Raw genomic sequence first — 24,427 nt, 5'->3', positions numbered from 1 at the left:
ATCAGGACCCACCGGAACGTCGATTGGTTGTACGGCGGAAGCGGATCTCCGGGAAACGGGCTGAGCCTCAGGGAAACAGGTCGAGGACCAGGTCGGCGGCCTCCGACCACAGCGACTCCGCGCCCGTGCCGAACGCGGCGGCCAGCGCGTAGCCGACGGCCGCGTCCATGGCGTCCGGCTTGGCGTCCGACCGCCACTCGGCCTGCTTCACCTCGCCGTCGCCCTTCGAGCGGAAGTCGCCCAGCCGGCGCCCGTCGCGCAGGAGGCGGCTGGCCGGCATGGAGTGCGGGACCAGCCGCCAGTGCCGGCCCGCGTGCCGGACGTCGACCCGGTACGAACTCCGGGTCAGCCGCCCCCGGCCGGGGGACAGGGCCGCCGCCTCCCCTCCCACGGTGAGGACGAGCAGACCGGCGTTCCGGGTGCCGATGGGGATGTCCCCGTTGGCCTTGGTGCCGGTCGCCCTGCTCAGCACGACCCGCGGTATCGCCTCGCCCTCGACGACGACTTCACCCCGCCAGGTGTTCAGGCGGACGGTGAGCGGGCCGAACAGGGCGTCCGTGACGGGGCTCTCGGTGATGGTCATACCGTCCTCGTGGGGTCGTCAGGAGTTCGGTGCTCTGCCTGTCCAGTCGCCTGTCGGCAGGGGATCGGTTCCTTCCGGGGTGGCGGACGGGGTCAGGACGGGGTCAGGAGGTCGTCCCGGTGGACAGATCCAGCTCGGTCGCCACGACGATGTTCGGCGAACGGGTCCACTCGTAGTGGGAGTTCCAGTTGTCGTCGACGGCGTCGATCCAGAAGCAGCGCTCCTCCCCGTCCGGGGTGGTCTGGTACTCGTACGACGTGGTGTCGGCGGACAGCCACTCCACCTCGCCCGCGTAGCAGACCTGCTCCTCCTCGTCCCCGATGAGCTCACCGCCGTAGACGACATAGCGGTGCAGATCGGGCGTGGGGTTCGCGTCCCAGCTGAGCGCGAAGCCGTACTCGGTCGGCGTCGCCACCAGCCCGGTCACCGCGGACGGCGGGGTGTCGTCCCGGCGGTAGCCGGAGACCGCGGCGGACCGCGCGGACACATTGCCCGCGGCGTCGACGGCCGCCACCCGGTAGTAGTACGTGACCCCCTCTTCACCGGTCAGGTCCTGATAGGCGAGCGTGGCCGTACTCCCGATGGCGCTGTACGTGCCGGTCGAACTCGCCGCCCGGTACACCCGGTACGACGCCGCCCCCGGCACCGCGCTCCAGCCGAGCGCCAGCTCGTCGGACTGGCTCGTGACCTCCAGGCCGGTGGGCGCGGCGGGCGCGGTGCGGTCGACCGTGGTGACCAGCTGATCCGCGCTGCCGGACGACGTGTTGCCCGCCTTGTCGTACGCGCGGACCTCGTAGTAGTACGCGTCACCGGTCACCGGAAGGGTCGCGTCCGTGTACGACGTCGAGGTGGTCGTCGCGAGCGGCGTACTCCCGAAGGACGCGCCCTTGAGCCGCCGGTAGAGCTTGTACCCGGCGAGGTCCATCTCCTTGTTCTTCGCCCAGGAGACCTTCGCCTTGCCGGTCGCCGAGTCGTACGACACCGAGGCGCCCGTCGGCGTCAGCGGCTTGACCTGGTCCACGGTGGCCGAAGTGCGGGGCGTGTAGCCGAACTTGACCTTCGCCGATCCGGTCCAGTTGGCGTAGTCGACGCGGAGGGTGTGCTTGCCGGAGGGGACGGTGACATTGACCGTCTTGCTCACCGTCGTCGACACGTTCTTCCACAGGTCGATCTTGCGTACGCCGTCGACGTAGACGCGGATGCCGTCGAGCCCGGAGGCCGCGAGGGCGAAGGGGCCTCCCGAGCCGAAGTCCCGTGTCACCGACCACCGCACGCCGAAGTTGTTCGACGGCAGGCCCGAAGCCGGGGCGCCCGTGCCCCAGTTCTCGTCGACGGCGTTGTCGCAGTCCGTCTTCTTCGGGGTGCCGGAGAAGGTGGTGTTGGCGAAGAGCTGGCGCTTGAAGACCGGGGATGTGCAGGTCGTCGCGGCGGAGGCGGGCGTCATCGTGAGCAGGGTGCCCGCGGTGGCGAGCACGACGGCGGTGGAGGCCAGGGCCGTCGTACGTCTGGCTGGGTTCATTCGATCCTCTGATCGGGACTGGAACAGCGGCTGGAGGCCGCTGTGATCACGACTCGCGAGGATTGGCATTGGTTGTACGGATCTTGGTCTCCCCATGGGCTCCCGTTGAATGGAGAGTCCGTAAAGGGCGTTTGAAGGTGGTTCCGTCTCTTCTTCACATGTGATGCGGAGCGTGGCGTTGCTTACTCGTTAAGTGGTTCCGCTTGACGGCGGAGGGGAGGGCCGCGTTGGCTTTTCGGACACCATGGTCGCAATTGCGCCCGCGTCCCAAAAGGCACCAGAAGTGAGCTTCCCAATGCGTCGTACCGCCATATGTCTGGCCGCGTCCTCGATGGCCCTCTCGCTCTCCGCCTGCGGGGCGCTCGGGGTGTCCAGCAGCAGTGCCGACGCGAGCCCGACCAAGGGCGACGACATCACGGTGGGCGTGCTGATGCCGGAGACGACGAACACCCGGTACGAGAAGTTCGACTACCCGATCATCAAGGCCAAGGTCGCCGAGCTCACCGAGAAGAAGGGCAGGACGGTCTACGCCAACGGTGAGGCGGACGCCGCCAAGCAGGCGTCCCAGATGCAGAAGATGATCGACGACAAGGTCGATGTGATCCTGCTCGACGCCGTCGACTCGCACGCCATCGCGGGCACCGTCAAGAAGGCGAAGGACGCGGGCATCCCCGTCATCGCCTACGACCGTCTCGCCGAGGGCCCGATCGACGCGTACGTCTCCTTCGACAACGAACTCGTCGGCGAGGTCCAGGGCCGCACCCTGGTCGAGGCGCTCGGCTCGGACATCGACACCTCCGACAAGATCGTCATGCTCAACGGCTCGCCCTCCGACCCGAACGCCGGCCAGTTCAAGGCGGGCGCGCTCTCCGAGCTCAACGGCAAGGTGACGCTCGCCGAGACGTACGACGTCGACGGCTGGAAGCCGCAGACCGCCAAGAAGGACATGGCCCAGGCGATCAAGTCGATCGGCGCGAGCAACATCGCCGCCGTCTACTCCGCCAACGACGCCATGGCCGCCGCCGCCATCGAGGCGATGGAGGAGGCGGGCATGACCAAGATCCCGCCGATCACCGGCCAGGACGCCGAGCTGGAGGCCGTGCAGCGGATCCTCACCGGCGACCAGTACATGAGCGTGTACAAGTCCTACCCGCTGGAGGCCGAGGCCGCCGCGGAGATGGCCGTCGCCAAGGTCCAGGGCAAGGACATCCTGTTCGAGTCCCTCACCCAGGACAGCGTCGACAGCCCGACGACCAAGGACATCCCGGCGCAGCTGGTGTCCGTGTCCGCGCTGACGAAGAGCAACATCAAGAGCACGGTCGTCGCGGACGGCATCTTCAAGGTGTCCGACATCTGCACGGCCAAGTTCGCCACGGCCTGCGCGGACGCCAAGCTCAAGTAGCCGTCAGCGGCAGCCGCTTCGGCTGCTTCGGTTACTTCGTCACCACCGGCTTCATCGGCACCAGCACCCCGTTCGGCGCCCGCCCGATCGGTACGGTGCTGGTGAAGCTGGACGGGTCGTTGTCCCCGGAGACGCGCAGACCGGTGATCTCCGCGTTTTTGGGGACGTCGTACCAGAGCTCGACCTCCATCAAGGTGTGGCCGCCCATCTTCACCTTCTCCGACTGGCGGCGCACCGCCATCGCGAAGGAGTCGGGGCGGGCCCGGTCCCCGGTGACGCCCGCGAGGTGCTGCCGTTCCGTCTCGTAGACGTGGTAGTTCGGGTCCTTGTTCTCCACCCGCAGCCGGACCGAGCAGAACTGCCCCTGCGGCGGCGCGTCGGCGTGCGAGCCCGTCACGCCGGTGATCCCGCAGCGCAGGGACAGGACGGTGAAGGTGAGATGCCCGTCCTTGTGGGGGCGCGAGGGCGCCTGGGAGGGCGACGCGGAGGACGGGGAACCGGTGGAGCCCCCGTCCCCGTCCCCGCCGCAGCCCGCGACGCAGGCCAATGCGGTCAGTGCGGTCAGTGCGGTCAGGACCAGGTGAACCGGGCGCGCTGTCGGCATAGCGGCGATTGTGCGCCCTCGGCCCCGGAAAAGGGAGAAGGCCGACGCGCCCCGGTCACCGCCGTCACCGCCGTCACCGCCGTCACCGCGCTCGCCGCCCTCACGCCACCCGCGTGAACTCCACCGTCACCTCCGGCGGCCCGCCCGGCACCCCCCGATAGATGCCCTTGTGCGGGGTGACGTCGTCGTAGTCCCGCCCGCGCCCCACGACGACGTGCGACTCGTCGGCCCGGGTCCGGTTCGTCGGGTCGTAGCCGCACCAGTCGCCCGCCCAGTACTCGATCCAGGCGTGGCTCTGCCCGGCGACCGGCCGGTGCAGTTCGGCGTCCCGCTCGGGGTGGAGGTAGCCGGAGACGTACCGGGCCGGAAGCCCGACGCCGCGCAGCAGGCCGAGGGTGAGGTGGGTGATGTCCTGGCAGACGCCCGCGCCCTGCTCCCAGGCCTCGGCGGGGGAGGTGTTCACGCTCGTGGCGCCGGGCAGGTAGGTGACCCGGTCGGCGACCAGCGCGGACACGGCGACGGCGGTCTCGTGCGGGTCGAGCCCGGCCGAGGCCTTCCGCGCCTTCTTCACCAGCTTCGCGGGGACCGTCGTACGGGCGGTGGGGCCCGCGAACTCCAACAGGCGGGAGTTCCTGGTCCGTTCGGCCACCACCTCCCACGCGGGGGCGGCCGGCAGCGGGTCCGCAGGGGACGTCTCGACCAGGCTGGAGGCGGTGATCGTGAGGTCCGCGTGCGGGTCCATCAGGTCGAAGCCGGTGACCTGGGTGCCCCAGTAGTCCCAGTACGACCAGGTCGAGGCGGCCGGGGTGACGGTGACCCGGGAGTCCAGCGTGGTCTGGCCGGGCAGGGTCAGCGGGGTCATCCGGACCTCGTTGTGCGAGGAGACGGCGGCCTGGGCGTACGAGACGCGGGTGACGTGCTTGATACGGAGGCGGCGGGTCATGCTCACGCTCCTTCCTGGGCCCACTCGACGGGCCCCTGGTACGGGAAGAACCGCTCCGCCACCGCCTCCGCCGAGGTCATGCAGGCCTGCTGCAAGTCCCTGAGCAGGGCGGGGAGTTGATCCTGGAGGGCGCTGAGGTCGAGGTATTCGAGACGGGTGCGCAGCCGGCCGATCGGACGGCGGGCGGGATCCTGGCGGGGCCGGCCGAGCGCGCTGAGGCACTCCTCCGCCGTGGTCAGCGCGTGCAGCGCCGAGCGCGGGAAGTCCCGGTCCAGGAGCAGGAATTCGGCGACCCGCGCACTGTCCCCGAACCCGCTGTGCACGCGCGCGTACGCCTCATCGGCGCCCGACGCGCTCAGCAGTGTCGTCCAGTCGGGCGCGTGCGCGGCGTCCAGCACCCGTACCGACAGCAGCCGTACGGTCATGTCCACCCGCTCAAGGCTCCGCCCCAGCACCACGAACCGCCAGCTGTCGTCGCGGCTCATGGTCGAGTCCGCGAGCCCGAAGAACAGCGCGGCACGCGCGCGTACCAGCTCCAGATAGGCGTACGGGCCGGTCCGCCGGGCCGCGCGCCGCTGGTCGGCGAGCGCGTGCCAGGTGGAGTTGAGGCACTCCCACATCTCGGAGGACACGGCCTCGCGGGCACTGCGCGCGTTGAGCCGGGCCGCGCCCAGCGCGCCCTCGATGGAGCAGGTGGAGCGGGCGTCGAAGGCGAGCTGGTCGAGGACCTGCTGCATGTCGACGCGCTGGTCGCCCGCGTCGACGCCGAGGATCGCGTACAACGACCGGCAGGCCGCGTCCTCGTCACGCCACGGGTCCTCCAGCATCCGGTGGAGGTAGGCGTCGAGGATGCGTCCGGTGGCATCGGCCCGTTCGACATAGCGCCCGGTCCAGGTCAGCGCCTCGGCTATCCGGGAGAGGATCACATCGCTCACTGCTGCTGTGCCCCTTCCTGTACGAAGGTGGGGTTGCCGTCGGGTCCGAGCTGGCGGGGCGCCACCTCGGGGAGTCCGCCGGTGCTCTGCTCCTCCAGATGTTCCGCCGGCCCCTCGGCCAGTACCCAGGTGTCCTTGGAGCCGCCGCCCTGGCTGGAGTTGACGATCAGGTTGCCCTCCTGGAGGGCGACCCGGGTGAGACCACCGGGCAGGACCCAGACATCGTTGCCGTCGTTGACGGCGAACGGTCTGAGGTCGATGTGGCGGGGTGCCATGCGCTCACCGGCGAGGGTGGGGGAGGTGGACAGGGCGACCGGCCGCTGCGCGATGAACCCGCGCGGATCGGCGATCACGGCTTTGCGAGTGCGTTCGAGGGTGTCCTTGTCGGCCTTGGGCCCGATGACGATCCCCTGCCCGCCTGCCCCGTCGACGGGCTTGATGACGAGCTGGTCGATCTGGTCGAGCACGGCGTCCAACTGCCCCGGCTCATCGGGCCGGAAGGACTCGACGTTGGGAAGAATCGGTTCTTCCCCGAGGTAGTACCGAATGAGATCCGGTACGTAGGTGTAGAGCAGCTTGTCGTCCGCGATGCCGTTGCCGACGGCGTTCGCGAGTGTGACGTTCCCCGTCATCGCGGCGCTCATGATCCCCGGGCAGCCGATCACCGAGTCGGGCCGGAAGTGCAGCGGATCGAGGAAGTCGTCGTCGAGCCGCCGGTATACGACATGGACGGGCACCTCGCCGCGTGTGGTCCGCATCCACACCCGGTTGTTGCGGCACACCAGGTCGTGCCCCTCGACCAGCTGCACGCCCATCAGCCGGGCCAGCAGCGCGTGTTCGAAGTAGGCGGCGTTGCTGGGCCCGGGGGTGAGCACGACGACCCGGGGATCCTGCGTCCCCTGCGGCGCGGCGGCGCGCAGCGCGGAGAGCAGCCGCTGCCCGTACGCGTCAACGGGGAGCACATGCTGCTCGGCGAAGAGCGAGGGGAAGATACGGGTCATCGCACGCCGGTTCTCGATGACGTACGAGACCCCGCTGGGCACCCGCACATTGTCTTCCAGTACCCGGAAGTCGCCTTGTTCGTCCCGTACGAGATCGATGCCGGCGACGTGGATCCGTACCCCGCCGGGAGGCTCGACCCCGTGGGCGGCCCGGTGGAAGTGGGGGGAGTTGAGGAGCAGCCGCCAGGGCACGACACCGTCCTCGAAGGCCCGGCAGTGCCCGTAGGCGTCGGCGAGATAGGCCTCCAGGGCCCGCACCCGCTGCGCGACCCCCCGTTGTATGAGATCCCACTCGATCGCGTCGAGAATCCGGGGCACGAGGTCGAGCGGCCACGGCCGCTCCTCGCCCGCGAAGGCGTACGTCACACCCCGGTCGGTGAAGGCCCGGGCCATCTGGTCGGCCCGGAACCGCAGTTCGCTCGGCTCGATCGGCTGAAGTGCCGCCAGCACCGGCTCATAGGCGGTCCTGACCTCACCCGGCCGCACAAACATCTCGTCCCACGCGTCGGCCAACGCGTATGCGTCAAATATGTCCGCCATGAGGGGACGTTAGATGCGGGAGGTAACGGGCCGATCACTGGCCGATTTCCGGCAGCGCACGCGGAGAGCGGAGTTCCCTTTGCGGGAACATGGGGTGGGCTCTTCGCGGGCCCTTCGCAGGCTGTTCGCGGGGTCTTCGCCGGCTCTTTGCTGATCGTTGGCGGGGCTTTGGCGAACCGGTCCGAGGGGCATCAGCTTGTTGCAACTCGACGGCCGGAGGCGCGTATATACCGCCGTATATCGGTGGTTTCCCTCGGTCACAGGGGGCGGAGCCGTGTTGCGGAGCAGGTCCGGTCCGCGCATAGTTGCGGAGCCGAAGGGGTGTGCTGCTGCCACGAGCGTCGGCACACCGGGCACGAGAGGCTGGAACCGGGGGTGGACTGGGCGATGGCCGGGCACGGGACGGAGGAGCATCCCCACGGTGCCGACCGACTGTGCGAGGCCGGGGATCGCGTGTATTCCCGGGCCGTACGACGGGGCCGCGTGCCGCGCGTGGACGCGGAACCGGTGCCCTGCCTCCTGGAGTTGGCGCTGCTGCACCCGGACCCGGACGACATGGACTACCTCGTCCCGACGTCCCCGCAGGAGGTCATGACCAGGCTCCTGCGCGGGGTCTACGACGAGGTGAGCGAGAGCCAGCGGCGGATGGGCTCGGCGGTGGCGGCGTTCGAGTGGTACGCGGGCCTGGGCCCGCAGGCGCTGACGTCCTCCGGGGAGGGCGGCTCGGCGATCCGGGTCCTCGACGGCCTGTCCCGCATCCAGGCCGCCATGGACGCCGCGACGGAGGCCTGCACGACCGAGGTCCTCACCGTCCAGCCCGGCGGCATCCGGCCTGAGCATGAGCTCACGGAAGGCCTGCACCGCGCGCTGGCCCTACGCGCCCGGGGCGTCCGCATGCGGGACCTGTACACCCACGTGGCGAGGCACGGCCAGGGCCTGCTGAACTATTTGGAGCTGATGGGCGAAGCGGTGGAGGCCCGTTCGTTGGACGAGGTCATCGACCGCCTCATCCTCTTCGACCGCACGGTCGCCTTCATCCCCGCGAACCAGGACCGCACGCTGGCGCTGGAGCTCCGCCACCCGGCGCTGGTGGGGTTCCTCGCGACGGTCTTCGAACGCCTGTGGCGCCTGGCGATCCCGCTGACGGCCCCGTTGCCGGACACGGGCATCGAGGGCATCTCCCACCGCGAGCAGTCCATCGCCGCCCTGCTGGCGGAGGGCCACCAGGACGCGGTGATCGCGGAGCGTCTTGGCATAAGCGTCCGGACGTGCCGGGCCCATATCGCGAGGTTGTCAGAAACCCTGGGCGCTGCGAGCCGCACCCAACTGGGCGTCCGCATCGCCCAGGTCGGCCTGGACGGCCCGACCCGCTCGGCCGAGATCGGCGGGCACGGGCTCACTGTTCCTGATCAAGGATCCCCGAGCGTCCGATGAGGTAACCCGGCTCACTCGACTCTTCCTCCCTGCTTGAGGATGCCTGACTCCGCGATGAGGTAGCCGAGTTGGGCGCGGCTGTCGCTGCCGAGGGTGGAGGCGAGTTTGGCGATGTGTTCGCGGGCGGTGCGGATGTTGAGGCCGAGGCGGTCGGCTATCACGGCGTCGGTGTGGCCCTCGATGAGCAGCGCGGCGATGGCCCGTTGGCGGGGGGTGATGCCGTTGAGGGTGGGTTGCTGGACGGCCTCGGGGTACATCGGAGTCGCCAGGCGCCAGAGGCGGTCGAAGGTCGTGACGAAGTAGTCGATCAGGGCGGGGTGGCGGACCTCGAGGGCGAGTGTGCGGTCCTTGCTGGCGGGGATGAAGGCGACGGTCCGGTCGACGACGATGAGACGGTCGGTGATCTCGTCCAGTGTGCGGGCCTCGGCGTCGCCGGTGAGCTGTTCGTAGCGGGCGACGACGGCGGCCGAGTGGCGGACCGTGTGCTGGTAGAGGGCGCGGATCCGGCCCCCGCGGTCGAGGAGGGCCTGGTCGCGCTCCAGGCTGGCGGCCAGCCGTTCCGCCGGGGCCCTGTTGTGGGGCTGGATGGCGAGGAGTTCCGTGGTCGCGTCGGCCATCGTCTCGCCTATGGCCCCGTTGATCCGGTCGAGCCCGCTGAGGACGGTGATCGGTGGGGTGCTCAGGGCGGCCGTGACCTCACTGTCGAGGCGCATCAGCGGTGCGAAGAACTCCGCCATCCGCTCCTCTCGCCTGCGCTCGCGCGCGATCCGCTCTTCGGTGGTGCGCAGGAGGCGGTGCAGCGCGACGGCAGGGGAGACGGGCTCCAGGTCGTCCCCGTCACCGACGGCAGGGTGCAGCAGCCCGAGATCCAGCAGGCAGGGAGCCGTGTCGAGGTCGGCGCGGCTCACGCTTCCCAGGCGCAGGGCACGTCGGTACAGCTCTGTTCCTGCCGCGCAGAGTTCATCGACACCGTGCTCCGGGTGCGACGCCGGGGTCACTCGACCGTTCCCTTCGTGATGTTCGGTTGCCGGCGGGTTGGCCTCAACTCTCGTGATCGTGGTCCAGGATCCCCGACTGAGCTATGAGAAACCCCAGCTGGGCGCGGCTGCCGCTGCCGAGGGCGGCCGCCAGTTTCGCGATGTGGGCCCGGCAGGTGCGCACGTTCATACCGAGCCGTCGGGCTATCGCCTCATCGACGTGGCCTTCGATCAGAAGCTTGGCGATGGAGCGCTGGACGCCGGTGATGCCGTCGGTGGGGGGAGCGTACGGGGTCTCCTCAAGGAGGGGAACAGCCCGCTGCCACTGCTGGTCGAACACCTTGACCAGATACTCGACCAGACCTGGATGGCGCAGTTCGAGCGCGACCCTGCGGTCGTCCCGGGCGGGGATGAACGCCACCGTGCGATCGAAGATCATGAGGCGCTCGATGAGCTCCTCCAGGGTGCGTATCTCGACGTTGCCCTGCTGCATCTGCTCGGCGTACGCGAGGGTTCCCTGGCTGTGCCGAGCCGTGTGCTGGTAGAGGGTGCGCATCGTGATGCCGCGTTCGATCACATTGCGACCGAGTTCGAGCGCCGCGTTGAGGGCGTTCTCGCTGCGCCCGCCCCCCGGCTGGACGGTCAGGATCTCGGACTGGCACTCGGCGGTGGCCTGTTCTATGGCCGCGTTGATCCGGCTGAAGCCCTCCAGCACCGTGATGGCATGGGTGGTGGGCCGTGCCTGGGCGCTGATCGCCATGAACGGTTCGAAGGCGTCGGCCAGCTCGACGGCCACATGCCTGCGTTCCTGGATCTCGCGCTCGATGGGGTGAAGGCGTTGTGCGAGAGCCGCCACGGGCGGAACCGGACGCAGCCAGTTCGCATCGTCGGGATCGGTGTGCAGAAGACCGAACTCCTCGAGGCACGGTGCTGGATCGACCTCTGCGCGAGAGATGCGCCCTAGGCGCAAAGCGTCGGCATAAAGACGCTTTCCCTCGACGCATAGATCTGCCAGACCATGTCGATGTGTCCCCTTTGTGCTGCTATTCGTCAAATCTCCACCCCCCAGGGTCCTGAACGTGCAGGAACATGATGCATCGCTTCTGTGGCTTTGACGTGCCTGGATGAGCCATCGTCTTCAGGGCGGGGGAGAAGACTTGGGGAAGTGAGGACGAAGCCCACTATGTGCAAGAGAATGCTTCGCTCGGTACTTGCTGTGGCCTTCTCGGCAGGGTTGGTCTTCGGCACGATCGGCACGCTGGACCTCCACTGGGACACGGCGCCGGCTGATTCAACCACTCAATCGGCGGTGACCGACCTTCATTGGGACGCCATTGAGGCGGTCACGCTGACATGACCACCCCTCCCGACGACCGGTCCTTCCGACGCGAAATGGCCACCGCCTACCGCTCCGGCTGGCACTTCATCGACCTGGTCACCGCGATCCCCCACGCCGGTGACTCGCTGATGGTGACCGTGTTCGGTGAGCCGGTCGTCGTGACGCGGGACGAGGACGAGGACGTGCGGGCGTACCGGTGTCTGCGGCGGCCTCGGGGGGCGCCGCAGCCTGTGCGGTGTGCCATCCGGTACGGAATGATCTTTGTGAATCTTGACCAACGAGACCATCGGCTGGTGGAACCTGAATCCCCCACCCATCGGGCCATCCCAGCCACCCCCCGCAGTGCCTGACGCGATTCCCCCGTCGTAACAGATCGCGCAGGTGCTTCCCCCCGCAGCGGCGTCACCGTGACCTGAACACGGTGACGCCGCTGCAGTTTCTGGGGACATTTCCGGGTATCGACCCAATCGGCCACTGGCCGGAAATGATCGTCTGCCCCACATCACCCGCGCCCCAGCGCCCGCGTCACCACGATCTCGATCACCACCCGCGACGGATTCGGCCCCGGCGCCCGCTCGTACCGTTCCGCGTACCGCCGCTCCGCCTCCGCGACCCGCGCCGGCTCCGTACGGACGTACGCGCGCCCCTCCAGCGTCGCCCACCGCCGGCCCGCGACCTGGCACACCGCCACCCGCGCCCCCTCCGGCCCCGCCGCCAGCACATGCCCCACCTTCGTGCTCGCCTTGTTCGTGATGACCCGAGCGATTCCGGCCTCGGGGTCGTATGTCACTCCGACCGGGACCACGTGCGGGCTGCCGTCCGGGCGCAGGGTCGTCAGGGTGCACAGGTGCCGCTCCCGCCAGAAGCTGAGATACGCGGTGTCAGAAGCTGCGAGCGCGGTGGTGTCCGCGAGGGTCGCGAGGTCTCGGGTGTACGTCGTCATGTCCCGGACGTTAGTCCCCGCGCCCCGGAAGTTAGTCCCCGCAAGGGTCCCCGCACCACCTTGAGTGGAATAGACTCAACTTTGTGTACGTTGACTGAGTCAGTCCCAGGAGAGCCGCCCGAGCCACCCAGGCCGATATCGAGGAGGAGTACGCGAACGTGGACGCCGAGCTGACCAACCGGAGCCGGGACGCGATCAACGCGGCCGAGAAGCGGGCCGCCGCCGCGGGCCACCCGGATCTCACCCCCGCCCACCTGCTCCTCGCTCTGCTCCAGGGGCAGGAGAACGAGAACATCGTCGATCTGCTCGCCGCCGTCGAGGCCGATCAGGCCGTCGTGCGTGCCGGGGCCGAGAAGGTGCTCGCCGGGCTGCCCAGCGTGGCCGGGTCCACCGTCGCGCCCCCGCAGCCCAGCCGCGAGCTCCTCGCCGTCGTCGCCGACGCCGGTGCCCGCGCCAAGGACCTCGGTGACGAGTACCTCTCCACCGAGCACCTCCTCATCGGTATCGCCGCGAAGGGCGGCCAGGCCGCCGACGTACTCTCCTCGCAAGGGGCGAACGCCAGGAAGTTGCAGGACGCGTTCCAGAAGGCCAGGGGAGGACGCCGGGTGACCACACCCGATCCGGAGGGGCAGTACAAGGCCCTGGAGAAGTTCGGTACGGACTTCACCGCAGCCGCGCGGGAGGGCAAGCTCGATCCCGTCATCGGGCGGGACCAGGAGATTCGGCGGGTTGTCCAGGTTCTCTCCCGGCGTACCAAGAACAATCCCGTCCTCATCGGCGAACCCGGCGTCGGCAAGACCGCCGTCGTCGAAGGGCTTGCCCAGCGGATCGTGAAGGGGGACGTGCCTGAGTCCCTCCGGAACAAGCGGCTCGTCGCGCTCGACCTCGGTGCCATGGTCGCCGGGGCGAAGTACCGCGGTGAGTTCGAGGAGCGGCTGAAGACCGTTCTCGCCGAGATCAAGGACTCCGACGGGCAGATCATCACCTTCATCGACGAGCTGCACACCGTCGTGGGGGCCGGGGCCGGCGGTGACTCCGCCATGGACGCCGGGAACATGCTGAAGCCGATGCTCGCGCGCGGTGAGCTGCGCATGGTCGGGGCGACGACCCTCGACGAGTACCGGGAGCGGATCGAGAAGGACCCGGCCCTTGAGCGGCGGTTCCAGCAGGTGCTCGTCGCCGAGCCGACCGTCGAGGACACCATCGCGATCCTGCGCGGACTCAAGGGACGGTACGAGGCCCACCACAAGGTCCAGATCGCCGACAGCGCGCTGGTCGCCGCCGCCACCCTCTCCGACCGGTACATCACCTCCCGCTTCCTCCCCGACAAGGCCATCGACCTCGTCGACGAGTCCGCCTCCCGCCTCCGCATGGAGATCGACTCGTCTCCCGTCGAGATCGACGAACTCCAGCGCGCCGTCGACCGGTTGAAGATGGAGGAGCTCGCCCTGGAGAAGGAGACCGACCCGGCCTCCCGCGACCGCCTGGAGCGACTGCGCCGCGACCTCGCCGACAAGGAGGAGGAGCTGCGCGGCCTCACCGCCCGCTGGGAGAAGGAGAAGCAGTCCCTCAACCGGGTCGGTGAGCTGAAGGAGAAGCTCGACGACCTGCGCGGCCAGGCCGAACGCGCCCAGCGCGACGGCGACTTCGACACCGCCAGCAAGCTGCTCTACGGCGAGATCCCCACCCTCGAACGGGACTTGGAGGAGGCCTCCGAGGCCGAGGAGGAGGCCGCCAAGGACACCATGGTCAAGGAGGAGGTCGGGCCCGACGACATCGCCGACGTCGTCGCCGCCTGGACCGGTATCCCGGCTGGGCGTCTGCTGGAGGGCGAGACCCAGAAACTCCTGCGCATGGAGGAGGAGTTGGGGCGTCGGCTCATCGGCCAGACGGAGGCCGTGCAGGCCGTCTCCGACGCCGTACGCCGTACCCGCGCCGGTATCGCCGACCCCGACCGGCCCACCGGCTCCTTCCTCTTCCTCGGTCCGACCGGCGTCGGAAAGACCGAACTGGCCAAGGCCCTCGCCGACTTCCTCTTCGACGACGAGCGCGCGATGGTCCGCATCGACATGAGCGAGTACGGCGAGAAGCACAGCGTCGCCCGGCTCGTCGGCGCGCCTCCCGGCTACGTCGGCTACGAGGAGGGCGGCCAGCTGACGGAAGCGGTGCGCAGGCGGCCGTACAGCGTGGTCCTGCTGGACGAGGTCGAGAAGGCGCACCCCGAGGTCTTCGACGTCCTGCTCCAGGTGCTGGACGACGGGCGTCTGACGGACGGTCAGGGCCGCACGGTCGACTTCCGCAACACCATCCTGGTGCTGACGTCCAACCTCGGCAGCCAGTTCCTCGTCGACCCGATCACGAGCGAGGCGGAGAAGAAGCAGCAGGTCCTCGAGGTCGTACGGACCAGCTTCAAGCCGGAGTTCCTCAACCGGCTCGACGACCTCGTCGTCTTCTCGGCCCTCAGCAAGGACGAACTCGGCCGTATCGCCCGCCTCCAGATCGACCGGCTCGCCAAGCGCCTCGCCGAACGCCGCCTCACCCTGGAGGTCACCGACGAGGCCCTGGCCTGGCTCGCCGACGAGGGCAACGACCCCGCCTACGGTGCCCGGCCCCTGCGCCGCCTCGTCCAGACCGCCATCGGCGACCGCCTCGCCAAGGAGATCCTCTCCGGCGAGATCAAGGACGGCGACACGGTCCGGGTGGACACCTTCGGCGACGGCCTGATCGTCGGACCGGCCACCGGCAAGACGCTGTAGGGGCAGCATGCACGCGCAGGCTCGTCACCCCCATGGGTGGCGGGCCTGTTCAGCGTGGAGGGCACGAAGCTAGTATTCGATATAACGGAGATAAGCGATTCACTTGCTCACAAGGCTGGGAAGCGGGGTGCAGAGCATGCTTTTGAGCTTCCGGGTGGCCAATCATGGCTCACTGCGTGAGCCGCAGGAGCTGAACCTCGCTCCGGTCTATGAGGATGACCGGCCGGCTCTGACGGTGGCGGCGATCTACGGGGCGAACGCGTCGGGGAAGTCGACGGTGCTGGACGCGTACCGGTTCTTTCTGCGAGCGGTGGAGCAATCGCAGGCCCAGTGGCTGCCGGGCGCCCGCATCGAGAGGCGGCCGTTTCTCCTGGACCATGAGAGCCGGAGCGAACCGTCGACGTACGCCGTGGACGTGCTGATCGGCGGTGTCCGGCATGTATACGGTTTTGCGATCTCGGACACCGAGATCGAGGAGGAGTGGCTGTACGTCTATCCCAAGGGACGCAAACGGATCCTCTTTGAGCGTCGCCGGGCGGATGTGACGTTCGGGAATTCGCTCTCCGGTGAGAGGGCCGCGGCAGAGCGGGTGATGCGACCGAACAGCCTGTACATCTCCGCTGCCGCGCAGATGGCGCACGAGCAGTTGGGAGCGGTCTGGAAGGCGTTGAGCGGGGCCGTTGTCGTGAATGACAGCATGCGCCATGCACTCACCCGCCGCGGTGCGGTTCTCGCCGCTGTCTACGAATACCTTGAAGAGGCGGGGCTGGCGCGCGGTGACACCGTCCTGGCGGCCGCCGACCTGGGCGTGCACGGTGTTCGTCGGGGTGGCCCGGACGAATCCCTGATCAAAGCATTTGTGGGAGCCGAGGGATGGGACGAACAACCGGACGACGTCAAAACCGCTGCGGTGGCGTCACTGGAGTTCGTGCATCGAGTGGGGGACGAGGAGTTTCCACTGCCGGCCGAGCATGAGTCCGCCGGGACCAAAACCTGGTTGAACCTGATCTCCTGGGGGTTGCTCGCCCTGGGCAGGGGCAGCCAGGTCTGGATCGACGAGGTGGATGTCAGCCTGCATCCACTCCTCACCGCGAAGCTCGTCAAACTGTTCCAGAGCCCACAGCTCAACCCGCGCGGCGCACAGCTGATCTTCACCACGCACAGCGCCTCGCTGCTCGGCACCATGCTGGGGGAGGAGGTGCTGCGCCGCGACCAGGTCTGGTTCGTCGAAAAGAACGCGGACACCGGCGCGTCCGAGCTCTATCCGCTCAGTGACTTCAAACCGCGCAAGGGGGAGAACTTCGAGCGGCGCTATCTGGCGGGCAGCTACGGCGCGGTCCCGCTCCTGCCCGACTCGGCGCTGGAGGATGTGGTCAGGCAATTCTGGGGGGCACATGGCGAGGCCGTTTCCGCGTGAGGGGTCGGGCCGTCGCCGCGGTCCCACCCGCAGATCGGCGCAGACGGTGCTGGTCGTCTGCGGCAGCAAGGAGACCGAACGCCAGTACCTCCAGGGACTGCGCGAGCACCTCCGCAACCCTGCCGTCTCCGTCGTCGTGCGGGGCAAAGCGTGCTCACCGAGCCAGCTCGTCGACTACGCCAAGAAGCAGCGCGTCCTGAGCAAGGGGAGCTTCGACGAAGTCTGGTGCGTCTTCGACGTGGATCAGTTCGTCGACGTGGCCGACGCGGCCGTCGCCGCGCGCAAGGCCGGCATCCGGGTAGCCGTCTCCAATCCTTGCTTCGAGCTGTGGCTGCTGCTCCACTTCGCCCCGCAGACGGCGCACATCCCGACGTACAAGAAGTTGCTGCCCCTGCTGCAGAAACATGTCCCGGGGTACGACAAGACGCGCGTCGACTTCGCCCTGTACCGTGACGGCCGGGCCGACGCCGTTGAGCGAGCCCGCAAGCTGGATCCGACCGGTGGGGACCACGCACGCAACCCGTCCACCGGCATATGGCGGCTTGTCGAGCGTATGGAAGAGCGCTGAGGGAAGCCGGATCGAGTCAGCTCATGGCGGACAGCTCCGCCAGGGCTTGCACCCCCCCTCCCCGCATGGGGGAGGATGGCGGAATCCGTACGAAGGGAAATTCACGGTGACCATCGACCCGTCCTCGATTCCGAACTTCGGGGGCAAGCCCGAGCCGCAGCCCCAAGGACCGGCGGGCCCCGTCGTCCCGGATCAGGACCTCGTGAAGCAGCTCCTGGAGCAGATGGAGCTGAAGTACGTCGTCGACGAAGAGGGTGACCTCGCGGCGCCGTGGGAGCAGTTCCGTACGTACTTCATGTTCCGGGGTGAGGGTGACCAGCAGGTCTTCTCGGTGCGGACGTTCTACGACCGGCCCCACGAGATCGACGAGAAGCCCGCGCTGCTGGAGTCCATCGACGACTGGAACCGCCGCACGCTGTGGCCGAAGGTCTACACGCACACCCACGACGACGGCACCGTCCGTCTGATCGGTGAGGCGCAGATGCTGATCGGCACCGGCGTCAGCCTGGAGCACTTCGTCTCGTCGACGGTCAGCTGGGTGCGGGCCGCCATCGAGTTCGACAAGTGGCTCGTCGAGCAGCTCGGCCTTGAGCAGGAGGTCAACGAGGCGGACGAGAAGCCCGAGGACGACGAATAGACCCGACAGCGTCCGAAGGTCCCGCGTACTACAGCGGCGTATCGGCGAGTACGACCAGATACGCCCCGTAGCCGCACGAGAGCCCGGCCAGGGCACCGGCCACCAGCGCCGCGTGCCAGGGCCGGGCTCTCGCCGTCCGCACCAGGGCGCGCGCCAGCGGCAGCAGCAGCGGGAACGCGGGGAGCAGAAAGCGGGGCTTGGACTCGAAGAACCCTGAGCCGCCGAGTGTGATCAGCAGGAGTACGCCGCTGTAGACCAGCAGCGGCAGCGGGGCCCGGTCGGCGAGCAGCAGGGCGTACAGCACCACCGCCGCGGCGACGATCAGCAGCGCCACGGGGTAGAGCAGGCGGTCGCTGCTCAGCAGCAGATGCCGTACGAAGCCCAGGGCGCCCCGTCCGAAGTCGAAGCGCGAGCCCCACCGCCGCTGCACGTCGAAGTAGCCGCCGAGCGGGTCGCCCTCGCGGTGGCCGACCCACAGCACGTACGACAGCCAGCCGAGCGGGGCGAGCGCGATGCCCGTCCACAGCCTGTGGGTAACTTTTCCGCGCCTCAGGAACACTTCGTGCCCCGCCGTCACCAGCACCGCCGCCGCGACCGCGAAGCCGTTGGGCCGGGCCAGTCCCGCCAGCGCGGCCAGGGTGCCCGCCCACAGCCAGCGGCCGGTGAGCACGGCGTACAGCGCCCAGGCGGCGCACGCCGTGAGGACGGGTTCGGTGTACGCCATCGACAGCACGACCGAGTGCGGCAGCAGGCCCCACAGCACGACCGCGGCGGTGGCGACCGCGCGGCCGTGGAGGCGTGCCGTGAGGGCGTGGATGCCGACGGCGGCCGCGCTCGCCGCCGTCCAGGAGACCAGCAGGCCCGCCGCGCCCGAGCCGAGCGGCGTCAGCGCGGTCACCGTACGGACCAGCGCCGGGTAGAGCGGGAAGAAGGCGAGGTCGCTGAAGGAGATGCCGGGGTGGGGGTGGGCCGTGTAGCCGTATCCGTGCTCGGCGATCCTCAGGTACCAGCGGGAGTCCCAGGAGCGGGCCAGCAGCCTGAGCGGCCCGTGTCCGGTGGCCCAGGCGGTCGCGGCGAGGACGGCCGTGCCGGTGAGCCGGGCGACGGCGAAGAGGCCGAGCGCCGCCACGAGGGGGTGGCGGCGGAGCGTGCGGCGTTCGTCGGTGCCGGGTTCCGTGACGGCGGGCGGCGGTGCGAGGGTGCTGGCGTGGGTCACATCAGCACATTGCAGAAGAAGTCAGGCATAAGCGAGCATCACGCCCTCAGTGTCTGACCGCCCGGCGCCCGGCCACTCGATGCCCGGTCGCCCGGCTTCCTACCCCGCGAGCTTCTTCAGCCGCTGCACGGCCTCCTCCAGGACCTCCGCCCGCTTGCAGAACGCGAACCGCACGAAGGGCGCCCCGGCCTCCCGGTGGTCGTAGAAGACCGCGTTGGGGATGGCGACCACACCGGCCCGCTCCGGCAGCGCGCGGCAGAAGGCGAAGCCGTCGCCCTCTTGGGACAGCGCGGCGCCGAGGGGGCGGATGTCGGTGGTGATGAAGTACGTGCCGGCCGTCCGGAACACCCCGAAGCCGGCCTCCGTCAGCCCCGCCGCCAGCAGGTCCCGCTTGGCGAGCATGTCCTCGCGGAACGCCGTGAAGTACGCATCCGGCAGCGCGAGCGCCTCCGCGACGGCGTACTGGAACGGCCCCGAGGAGACGTAGGTCAGGAACTGCTTCGCCGAACGCACCGCGCTGACCAGCGACGGGGAGCCGGTCACCCAGCCGACCTTCCAGCCGGTGAAGGAGAACGTCTTGCCCGCCGAGCCGATGGAGACCGTACGGTCGCGCATGCCCGGGAAGGTCGCGAGCGGCAGGTGCTCGGCGTCGTCGAAGACCAGGTGCTCGTACACCTCGTCCGTGACGACCAGCAGGTCGCGCTCGACCGCGAGCTCGGCGATGGCGGTGAGCTCCTCGCGGGTGAGGACCGTGCCGGTGGGGTTGTGCGGGGTGTTGATCAGCAGCAGGCGGGTGCGGTCGGTCACCGCGTCGCGCAGCTCGTCCAGGTCGAGACGGAAGCGTCCCTCGTGCGGGCGAAGGGTGACCGGCACGCGCGTGCCGCCCGCCATCGCGATGCACGCCGCGTACGAGTCGTAGTACGGCTCGAAGGCGATCACCTCGTCGCCGGGTTCGAGGAGGGCCAGGAGGGCGGCGGCGATCGCCTCCGTGGCGCCCGCGGTGACCAGGACCTGGGTGTCGGGGTCGTACGACAGGCCGTAGCGCCGCTCCTGGTGCGCGGCGATGGCCGTACGCAGCTCGGGGACGCCCGGGCCCGGCGGGTACTGGTTGCCGCGGCCGTCGCGCAGCGCCCGCACGGCCGCCTCGCGGATCTCCTCGGGGCCGTCCGTGTCGGGGAAACCCTGGCCCAGGTTGATCGAGCCGGTCTGCACGGCGAGCGCGGACATCTCGGCGAAGATCGTCGTCCCGAACTCGGCGAGCCGGCGGTTGAGGTGCGGGCGTGCGGTGGAGGTCATGCCGGTCATCCTGCGCCCAAGCTCTGGACTTCCTCAACTCTGCTTTGGCTGGTGAGACGCGAGGGCATCTCCATCGCACGCACCACGCGAGGCGCCCACGGGGGGTCGCTTCGGGGGAAACGGAAGGAGGGTGACGCCATGGTTCTCGGCATCATCCTGGCGGTGATCTGCATCGTGTTCGTCGTGTTCCTGATCGCCTCGGCGAGCAGCAGGAGTTCCGCCCGCGGTTCCGCGCGCGGCGGCCGGTCGCACCGCGGCTCGCGCAGCTGGTGGGCCGACGGCGGCTCCAGCAGCAGCGGCTCGTCGTGCAGTTCGTCCAGCTCGTCCTGCGGTTCCTCCAGCTCCTGCGGGGGCGGCTCGTCCTGCGGCGGTGGCTCCTCCTGCGGTGGCGGGGGCGGCTGCGGCGGCGGCAGCTGAGCCGCGCGGGGCGGGGCACACCGTGTCCGCGACGCTCGGCGTCGTCGTAATGGTGCTGTACGGGGCGCTGATCCTGGCCGGTCTCGCGGGGGCCAGGCGCAGGCAGCGGTACGGCCGGTCGCGCGGTTCCGGCGGCAACAGCAGCAACAACGGCAGTGGCAGCAGCGACAGCATGAACAGTTCCTGGGCCGACGGGGGCGGCGGCTCGTCCTGCGGAGGCGGGTCGTCCTGCGGGGGAGGGGGCGGGGGCGGATGCGGTGGAGGCAGCTGACACGGGGCAGCTGAGCTCCACACGTCCGGAACACGAGAGCCGGGCCCGCACGGGGGTGGGGCCCGGCTCTCCGTGTGCCGCGAGCGCCCCGATGCCCCGGCGCACGCCCTGGCGGGCCTGGCGTGCGCCGTAGTTGAACAGTTGAACTGTGGAGCCCTCTGAGGGATGGAAACCCCACGAACTTGGGTAAAAACGCTGTGGCGGCGCCACAGTTCATGATTCTCTCTAAATCACCCAACGCGGCCCTTCGGACGTCCTAGAGAAGCCCTAGAGACAACCCTGCTGATCTTCCGACCGGGCCGACCGGGCCGAATCCCCGCCGGTGTCGCCCCGGGGCCGCCAGAAACCACACCTCCCTTCCTTCTTTCTTTGCGTGCTAGCGGAGCCGATCCATGCTCACGACCCTGAAGACCTCGTACACCGACACGCGCGCGGCCGACCTCGCCTGGGCCCTGGGACGCGAGCCGCTCCCCGCTCTGGCCACGCTCGACCTCGTGTTCGACGGTGCGCAGCTGCAGTTGAGACTCCTCGGAGCGTCCCACCAAGTGCTCATGGAGGAGGAGCGGGGCACCTGTTCGGAGACGGTGGCGTGCATCCCGGGCAGCAGCACCCCGCTGCCGCTGGGCGTCGCCAAGCGGGTCGGCGACTGGGAGTACGAGTTCGCGGCCCGGGTCGAGGTCCTCTCGCCGGGTCAGTTCGCGGGCCGCGCCCAGGAGTTGCTGGCCCTCGTCTCCGACCACCCGCACGGCCTCGCCGGCGTCTTCCCCGGCAGCCCGCACGCCTTCACCGCACTGCTGGCCCAGCGGCACGAGGGGCAGGTGCTGTGGCGGACCTGGCACGCGTACCCGCAGGACGGGCAGTTGGTGGCGACCCGCACGCGCGTGGGGGTCCGGATGCCGGTGCCGGCGGCGCTCCAGCCGGTGGGACACGCAAACGCCTGAAGGCCAACCGGCCTCCAGTTCCACACGTGTGGGTGACGAAGCGTGCACCGGGAGTGACGTAACGTCGCAACGTGATCGAACCGCACGCACCCGCCCCACCCGGCGCCCCGCCGCCCTGGGCCGGGCCCGCGCGGCTTCCCGTCCGGCCCGGGCTCGGCAGGTTCCTGGTGCTCGCGGGCGTCTTCGTCTGCGCCGCGTGCGGACTGGTGTACGAACTCGAACTGGTCGCCCTCGCCTCGTACTTGATCGGCGACTCCGTCACCCAGGCCTCCGTCGTGCTGTCCGTCATGGTCTTCGCGATGGGCATCGGCTCGCTCTTCGCGAAGCGGCTGCGCTGGTACGCGGCCGCCGCCTTCGGCGCGATCGAGGCCGCGCTCGCCCTCGTCGGCGGTTGCAGCGCGATGGCCCTGTACGCCGTCTTCGCCTGGACCGGCGACTGGGGCGGCATCTGGGCCAACGGCTCCCGCTGCCTCCTGGTCGCCTTCTCCCTCGCGATCGGCCTGCTGATCGGCGCCGAGGTCCCCCTGCTGATGGAGCTGATCCAGCGCATCCGCCGCCAGGACGCGGGCGGCGCGGTCGCGGACCTCTTCGCCGCGGACTACGTCGGCGCGCTGGTCGGAGGCCTGGCCTTCCCGTTCCTCCTGCTCCCGCTCCTGGGCCAGCTGACGGGCGCCCTGATCACCGGCACGGTGAACGCGATCGTGGGCGGCGCCCTGGTCCTGGGCCTGTTCCACCGCGACCTGACCTGCCGCGCCCGCTGCCTCCTGGTCATCGGCAACCTCACGGTCCTCGGCGTCCTGGCCGCCGCCGCCCTTCACGTCGACGACTTCGAACGCGCGGCCCGCCAGGCGGTCTACGGCGACGACGTACGCGTGGCGATGCAGACCGGCGTCCAGGAGGTCGTCCTCACCGGCGGCACCGACGGCCGCCCCCTCGACCTCTTCCTCGACGGCCGCCTCAGAGTCAGCGGCCGCGACGAGCACCACTACCACGAGGCCCTGGTCCACCCCGCGATGAACGGCCCCCACGCGCGCGTGCTGATCCTCGGCGGCGGGGACGGCCTCGCCGCGCGTGAGGTGCTGCGCCACGGGGGCGTGCGGCGGGTGGATGTCGTCGAACTCGACGCGGGGGTGGTGCGGCTGGCCCGCGAGGACCCCGCTCTCGCGGCCCTGAACGGCCATGTGTACGCCGACCCGCGCGTCCACGTCACCACCGGCGACGCGTTCGGCTGGCTGCGGGAGGCACCGCCGGCGACGTACGACGTCGTCATCGCCGATCTGCCCGATCCCGGGATCACGGCGAGCACCAAGCTGTACTCCCAGGAGTTCTACGGCCTCGCGAGGCGGGCGCTGGCGGCCGAGGGGCGGCTGGTGGTGCACGCCGGGCCGGTCTCGACACGCCCCCGCGCCTTCTGGACCGTCGACCGCACCATCCGCGCGGCGGGCTTCCGCACCGCCCCGTACTGCGTCGGCGGCCGCGACTCCGGCTTCGCGGCCGGCCCGGACCGTACGGCGGGCGCGAGCCGGGCGCCCCGGGACTGGGGGTTCGTGCTGGCGTCCGTACGGCGGCCGGTGCTGCGGCTGGATCCCGAGGGGCCGCGGCTGCGGACGCTGACGGAGGCGGGGCTTGAGGCGGACGGGCGGGTGGCGGAGGGGATGCGGGTGCGGGGAGTGGCGGTGTCCACGTTGGTGCATCCGCGGTACTGAATCGTCTGGGCAGGTGCGCCAGACGCGCGGTCACTTTCGACCAACGCGGGTGCAGGGCGGCGCCCACTGGGTAGGCTCGCCCACCATGGAGCATGAGGTGTTCGTTCCGGTTCCGGCCGAGCGGCTCAGGGAGGCGCTGGCCGATCCCGTTCGGGTCGCCCGGGCCGTTCCCGGGCTCCAGCAGGACGCCGGCGCCGAGCCCGTCACCGGGCGGCTGAAGGTGCGCGTCGGCGGTCACACCATCACCTACCGCGGCTCGGCCCGCCTCTCCGCCCACGACGACGGCTCCTACGCCGTCGAGGGCGACGCCACCGAGGCCCGCGGCACCGGCGCGGTGAAACTCGCCCTCACCCTGCGGGTACGCGAGGCGGAGGGCGGCTCGGCCCTCACCTTCGACGGGACCGCCACGGCGGACGGGCGGGTCACGGAACTCCCGGCGGACGCGGTCTCCTCGGCCGTGACGCGGTTGCTGAACCGTTTCGCGGAGGCGCTGGGAGTCGCGGCGGGGGAGTCGGGGCGTAAGGCGGGGAACGGAGACTTCGAGGCCGGGCGGGACGCCGAGGACGCGGCGGTGCCCGCGGACGAGCCCGAGGCGCCGGGTGCTGATGCTTCCGAAACCGCTGCGCCGGGTGCCGATGCGTCCGAAGCGGCCGCTCCCGAACCGCTTGAAGCCGAACCGCTTGAAGCCGAACCCACCACCCCTGAGCCCGTCACCCCCGCACCCACCACCCCCGAACCCCCCGACTACACCCGCACCCCCGACCTCCCCGCCGAAGCCGCCCACGCGCGCCGCACGATGATCGGCCGGAGTGCGGAGGAGGTCGACCACGCCCCGCCGCGCGGCCGGTACGCGCCCGTGCCCGCGCCGCAGACCGTCGCCCCGCACTCCGCGCTCCGCTGGGCGGCCCCCGCCGCGGCGCTCGTGGTGGCGTCGGCGATCGTGGTCGGACGGGTGCTGCGCAAGCGGCGCTGAACCGCGAAG

At 70.0% G+C, this 24,427-nt stretch carries 23 protein-coding genes; 12 read left to right on the top strand and 11 right to left on the bottom strand.

Annotated features, from left to right (window positions below; translation table 11 throughout):
- Nucleotides 1-67 precede the first annotated feature (67 nt).
- Entirely contained in the window at nucleotides 68-583 is a 516-nt protein-coding gene (locus tag ABZ928_RS10070; protein WP_361516630.1) for a hypothetical protein, read from the bottom strand.
- A 103-nt stretch (nucleotides 584-686) separates the two neighbouring features.
- Nucleotides 687-2,102: a PA14 domain-containing protein gene (locus tag ABZ928_RS10065; RefSeq protein WP_361516628.1), complete on the bottom strand. Its 1,416-nt coding sequence runs from the start codon at nucleotides 2,100-2,102 to the stop codon at nucleotides 687-689.
- A 295-nt stretch (nucleotides 2,103-2,397) separates the two neighbouring features.
- Between ABZ928_RS10065 and ABZ928_RS10060 the strand changes: the two genes are divergently transcribed.
- Nucleotides 2,398-3,504 carry a substrate-binding domain-containing protein gene (locus ABZ928_RS10060; RefSeq protein WP_361516627.1) on the top strand — a complete coding sequence of 369 codons (1,107 nt, stop codon included), beginning with the start codon at nucleotides 2,398-2,400 and terminating at the stop codon, nucleotides 3,502-3,504.
- A 31-nt stretch (nucleotides 3,505-3,535) separates the two neighbouring features.
- Here ABZ928_RS10060 and ABZ928_RS10055 read toward each other — a convergent pair whose 3' ends face one another.
- From ABZ928_RS10055 to ABZ928_RS10040, 4 genes are all read right to left on the bottom strand, one after another.
- On the bottom strand, nucleotides 3,536-4,108 hold the full coding sequence (locus ABZ928_RS10055; RefSeq protein ID WP_361516625.1) for a hypothetical protein: 573 nt from the start codon (nucleotides 4,106-4,108) through the stop codon (nucleotides 3,536-3,538).
- Between the two features lie 100 nt (nucleotides 4,109-4,208).
- Complete coding sequence (locus ABZ928_RS10050) at nucleotides 4,209-5,051, bottom strand: transglutaminase family protein (protein ID WP_361516624.1); 843 nt, start codon at nucleotides 5,049-5,051, stop codon at nucleotides 4,209-4,211.
- Nucleotides 5,052-5,053: 2 nt separating this feature from the next.
- Complete coding sequence (locus ABZ928_RS10045; protein WP_361516622.1) at nucleotides 5,054-5,986, bottom strand: alpha-E domain-containing protein; 933 nt, start codon at nucleotides 5,984-5,986, stop codon at nucleotides 5,054-5,056.
- Nucleotides 5,983-7,527, bottom strand: a complete 1,545-nt coding sequence (locus ABZ928_RS10040; RefSeq protein ID WP_361516620.1) for a circularly permuted type 2 ATP-grasp protein — start codon at nucleotides 7,525-7,527, stop codon at nucleotides 5,983-5,985. The genes ABZ928_RS10045 and ABZ928_RS10040 overlap by 4 nt, the downstream gene beginning before the upstream one ends.
- Nucleotides 7,528-7,914: 387 nt before the next feature.
- Here ABZ928_RS10040 and ABZ928_RS10035 point away from each other — a divergent pair, with 387 nt between their 5' ends.
- Nucleotides 7,915-8,961, top strand: coding sequence for a helix-turn-helix transcriptional regulator (locus ABZ928_RS10035; RefSeq protein ID WP_361517620.1), 1,047 nt, complete (start codon nucleotides 7,915-7,917; stop codon nucleotides 8,959-8,961).
- Between the two features lie 11 nt (nucleotides 8,962-8,972).
- Here ABZ928_RS10035 and ABZ928_RS10030 read toward each other — a convergent pair whose 3' ends face one another.
- Entirely contained in the window at nucleotides 8,973-9,959 is a 987-nt protein-coding gene (locus tag ABZ928_RS10030) for a helix-turn-helix transcriptional regulator (protein WP_361516618.1), read from the bottom strand.
- Nucleotides 9,960-10,002: 43 nt separating this feature from the next.
- Nucleotides 10,003-10,992 (bottom strand): helix-turn-helix transcriptional regulator, encoded by a 990-nt coding sequence (locus ABZ928_RS10025; protein ID WP_361516617.1) that lies wholly within the window; start codon nucleotides 10,990-10,992, stop codon nucleotides 10,003-10,005.
- Between the two features lie 299 nt (nucleotides 10,993-11,291).
- Here ABZ928_RS10025 and ABZ928_RS10020 point away from each other — a divergent pair, with 299 nt between their 5' ends.
- Complete coding sequence (locus ABZ928_RS10020) at nucleotides 11,292-11,627, top strand: hypothetical protein (RefSeq protein ID WP_353692756.1); 336 nt, start codon at nucleotides 11,292-11,294, stop codon at nucleotides 11,625-11,627.
- A 152-nt stretch (nucleotides 11,628-11,779) separates the two neighbouring features.
- Here ABZ928_RS10020 and ABZ928_RS10015 read toward each other — a convergent pair whose 3' ends face one another.
- A complete protein-coding gene (locus ABZ928_RS10015; RefSeq protein WP_361516615.1) occupies nucleotides 11,780-12,220 on the bottom strand; it encodes a TIGR03618 family F420-dependent PPOX class oxidoreductase in 441 nt (146 codons plus the stop codon).
- A 158-nt stretch (nucleotides 12,221-12,378) separates the two neighbouring features.
- On the opposite strand from ABZ928_RS10015, the gene clpB reads away from it, so the two are divergent.
- The 4 genes from clpB to ABZ928_RS09995 all read left to right on the top strand — a co-directional run bounded on the left by clpB (nucleotide 12,379) and on the right by ABZ928_RS09995 (nucleotide 17,598).
- On the top strand, nucleotides 12,379-14,976 hold the full coding sequence (gene clpB / locus ABZ928_RS10010) for an ATP-dependent chaperone ClpB (protein WP_361516613.1): 2,598 nt from the start codon (nucleotides 12,379-12,381) through the stop codon (nucleotides 14,974-14,976).
- 136 nt (nucleotides 14,977-15,112) lie between these two features.
- On the top strand, nucleotides 15,113-16,393 hold the full coding sequence (locus tag ABZ928_RS10005; protein ID WP_361516611.1) for an ATP-binding protein: 1,281 nt from the start codon (nucleotides 15,113-15,115) through the stop codon (nucleotides 16,391-16,393).
- A complete protein-coding gene (locus ABZ928_RS10000) occupies nucleotides 16,371-16,961 on the top strand; it encodes an RloB family protein (protein WP_361516610.1) in 591 nt (196 codons plus the stop codon). Before ABZ928_RS10005 ends, ABZ928_RS10000 begins: the two co-directional genes overlap by 23 nt.
- A 106-nt stretch (nucleotides 16,962-17,067) precedes the next feature.
- A complete protein-coding gene (locus tag ABZ928_RS09995; RefSeq protein WP_361516609.1) occupies nucleotides 17,068-17,598 on the top strand; it encodes a YbjN domain-containing protein in 531 nt (176 codons plus the stop codon).
- Nucleotides 17,599-17,626: 28 nt separating this feature from the next.
- Here the strand turns inward: ABZ928_RS09995 and ABZ928_RS09990 are convergent, their stop codons facing one another.
- A complete protein-coding gene (locus tag ABZ928_RS09990; protein WP_361517618.1) occupies nucleotides 17,627-18,727 on the bottom strand; it encodes a mannosyltransferase family protein in 1,101 nt (366 codons plus the stop codon).
- Between the two features lie 186 nt (nucleotides 18,728-18,913).
- The gene (locus ABZ928_RS09985; RefSeq protein ID WP_361516608.1) at nucleotides 18,914-20,119 is read right to left on the bottom strand and encodes a pyridoxal phosphate-dependent aminotransferase; all 1,206 of its coding nucleotides are present in this window, start codon (nucleotides 20,117-20,119) and stop codon (nucleotides 18,914-18,916) included.
- Nucleotides 20,120-20,248: 129 nt separating this feature from the next.
- Here ABZ928_RS09985 and ABZ928_RS09980 point away from each other — a divergent pair, with 129 nt between their 5' ends.
- From ABZ928_RS09980 to ABZ928_RS09960, 5 genes are all read left to right on the top strand, one after another.
- Nucleotides 20,249-20,527 (top strand): hypothetical protein, encoded by a 279-nt coding sequence (locus ABZ928_RS09980; protein WP_361516607.1) that lies wholly within the window; start codon nucleotides 20,249-20,251, stop codon nucleotides 20,525-20,527.
- Nucleotides 20,528-20,549: 22 nt separating this feature from the next.
- Nucleotides 20,550-20,798, top strand: coding sequence for a hypothetical protein (locus ABZ928_RS09975; protein WP_361516605.1), 249 nt, complete (start codon nucleotides 20,550-20,552; stop codon nucleotides 20,796-20,798).
- 392 nt (nucleotides 20,799-21,190) lie between these two features.
- Nucleotides 21,191-21,739 (top strand): DUF2617 family protein, encoded by a 549-nt coding sequence (locus ABZ928_RS09970; RefSeq protein ID WP_361516603.1) that lies wholly within the window; start codon nucleotides 21,191-21,193, stop codon nucleotides 21,737-21,739.
- A gap of 71 nt (nucleotides 21,740-21,810) precedes the next feature.
- A complete protein-coding gene (locus ABZ928_RS09965) occupies nucleotides 21,811-23,445 on the top strand; it encodes a polyamine aminopropyltransferase (RefSeq protein WP_361516601.1) in 1,635 nt (544 codons plus the stop codon).
- Nucleotides 23,446-23,530: 85 nt separating this feature from the next.
- Complete coding sequence (locus ABZ928_RS09960; RefSeq protein ID WP_361516599.1) at nucleotides 23,531-24,418, top strand: SRPBCC domain-containing protein; 888 nt, start codon at nucleotides 23,531-23,533, stop codon at nucleotides 24,416-24,418.
- Nucleotides 24,419-24,427: the final 9 nt, after the last annotated feature.

Source organism: Streptomyces sp. NPDC046909, from assembly GCF_040644695.1.
GTDB lineage: Bacteria > Actinomycetota > Actinomycetes > Streptomycetales > Streptomycetaceae > Streptomyces.
This window is presented reverse-complemented; position numbering and strand designations above follow the sequence as displayed.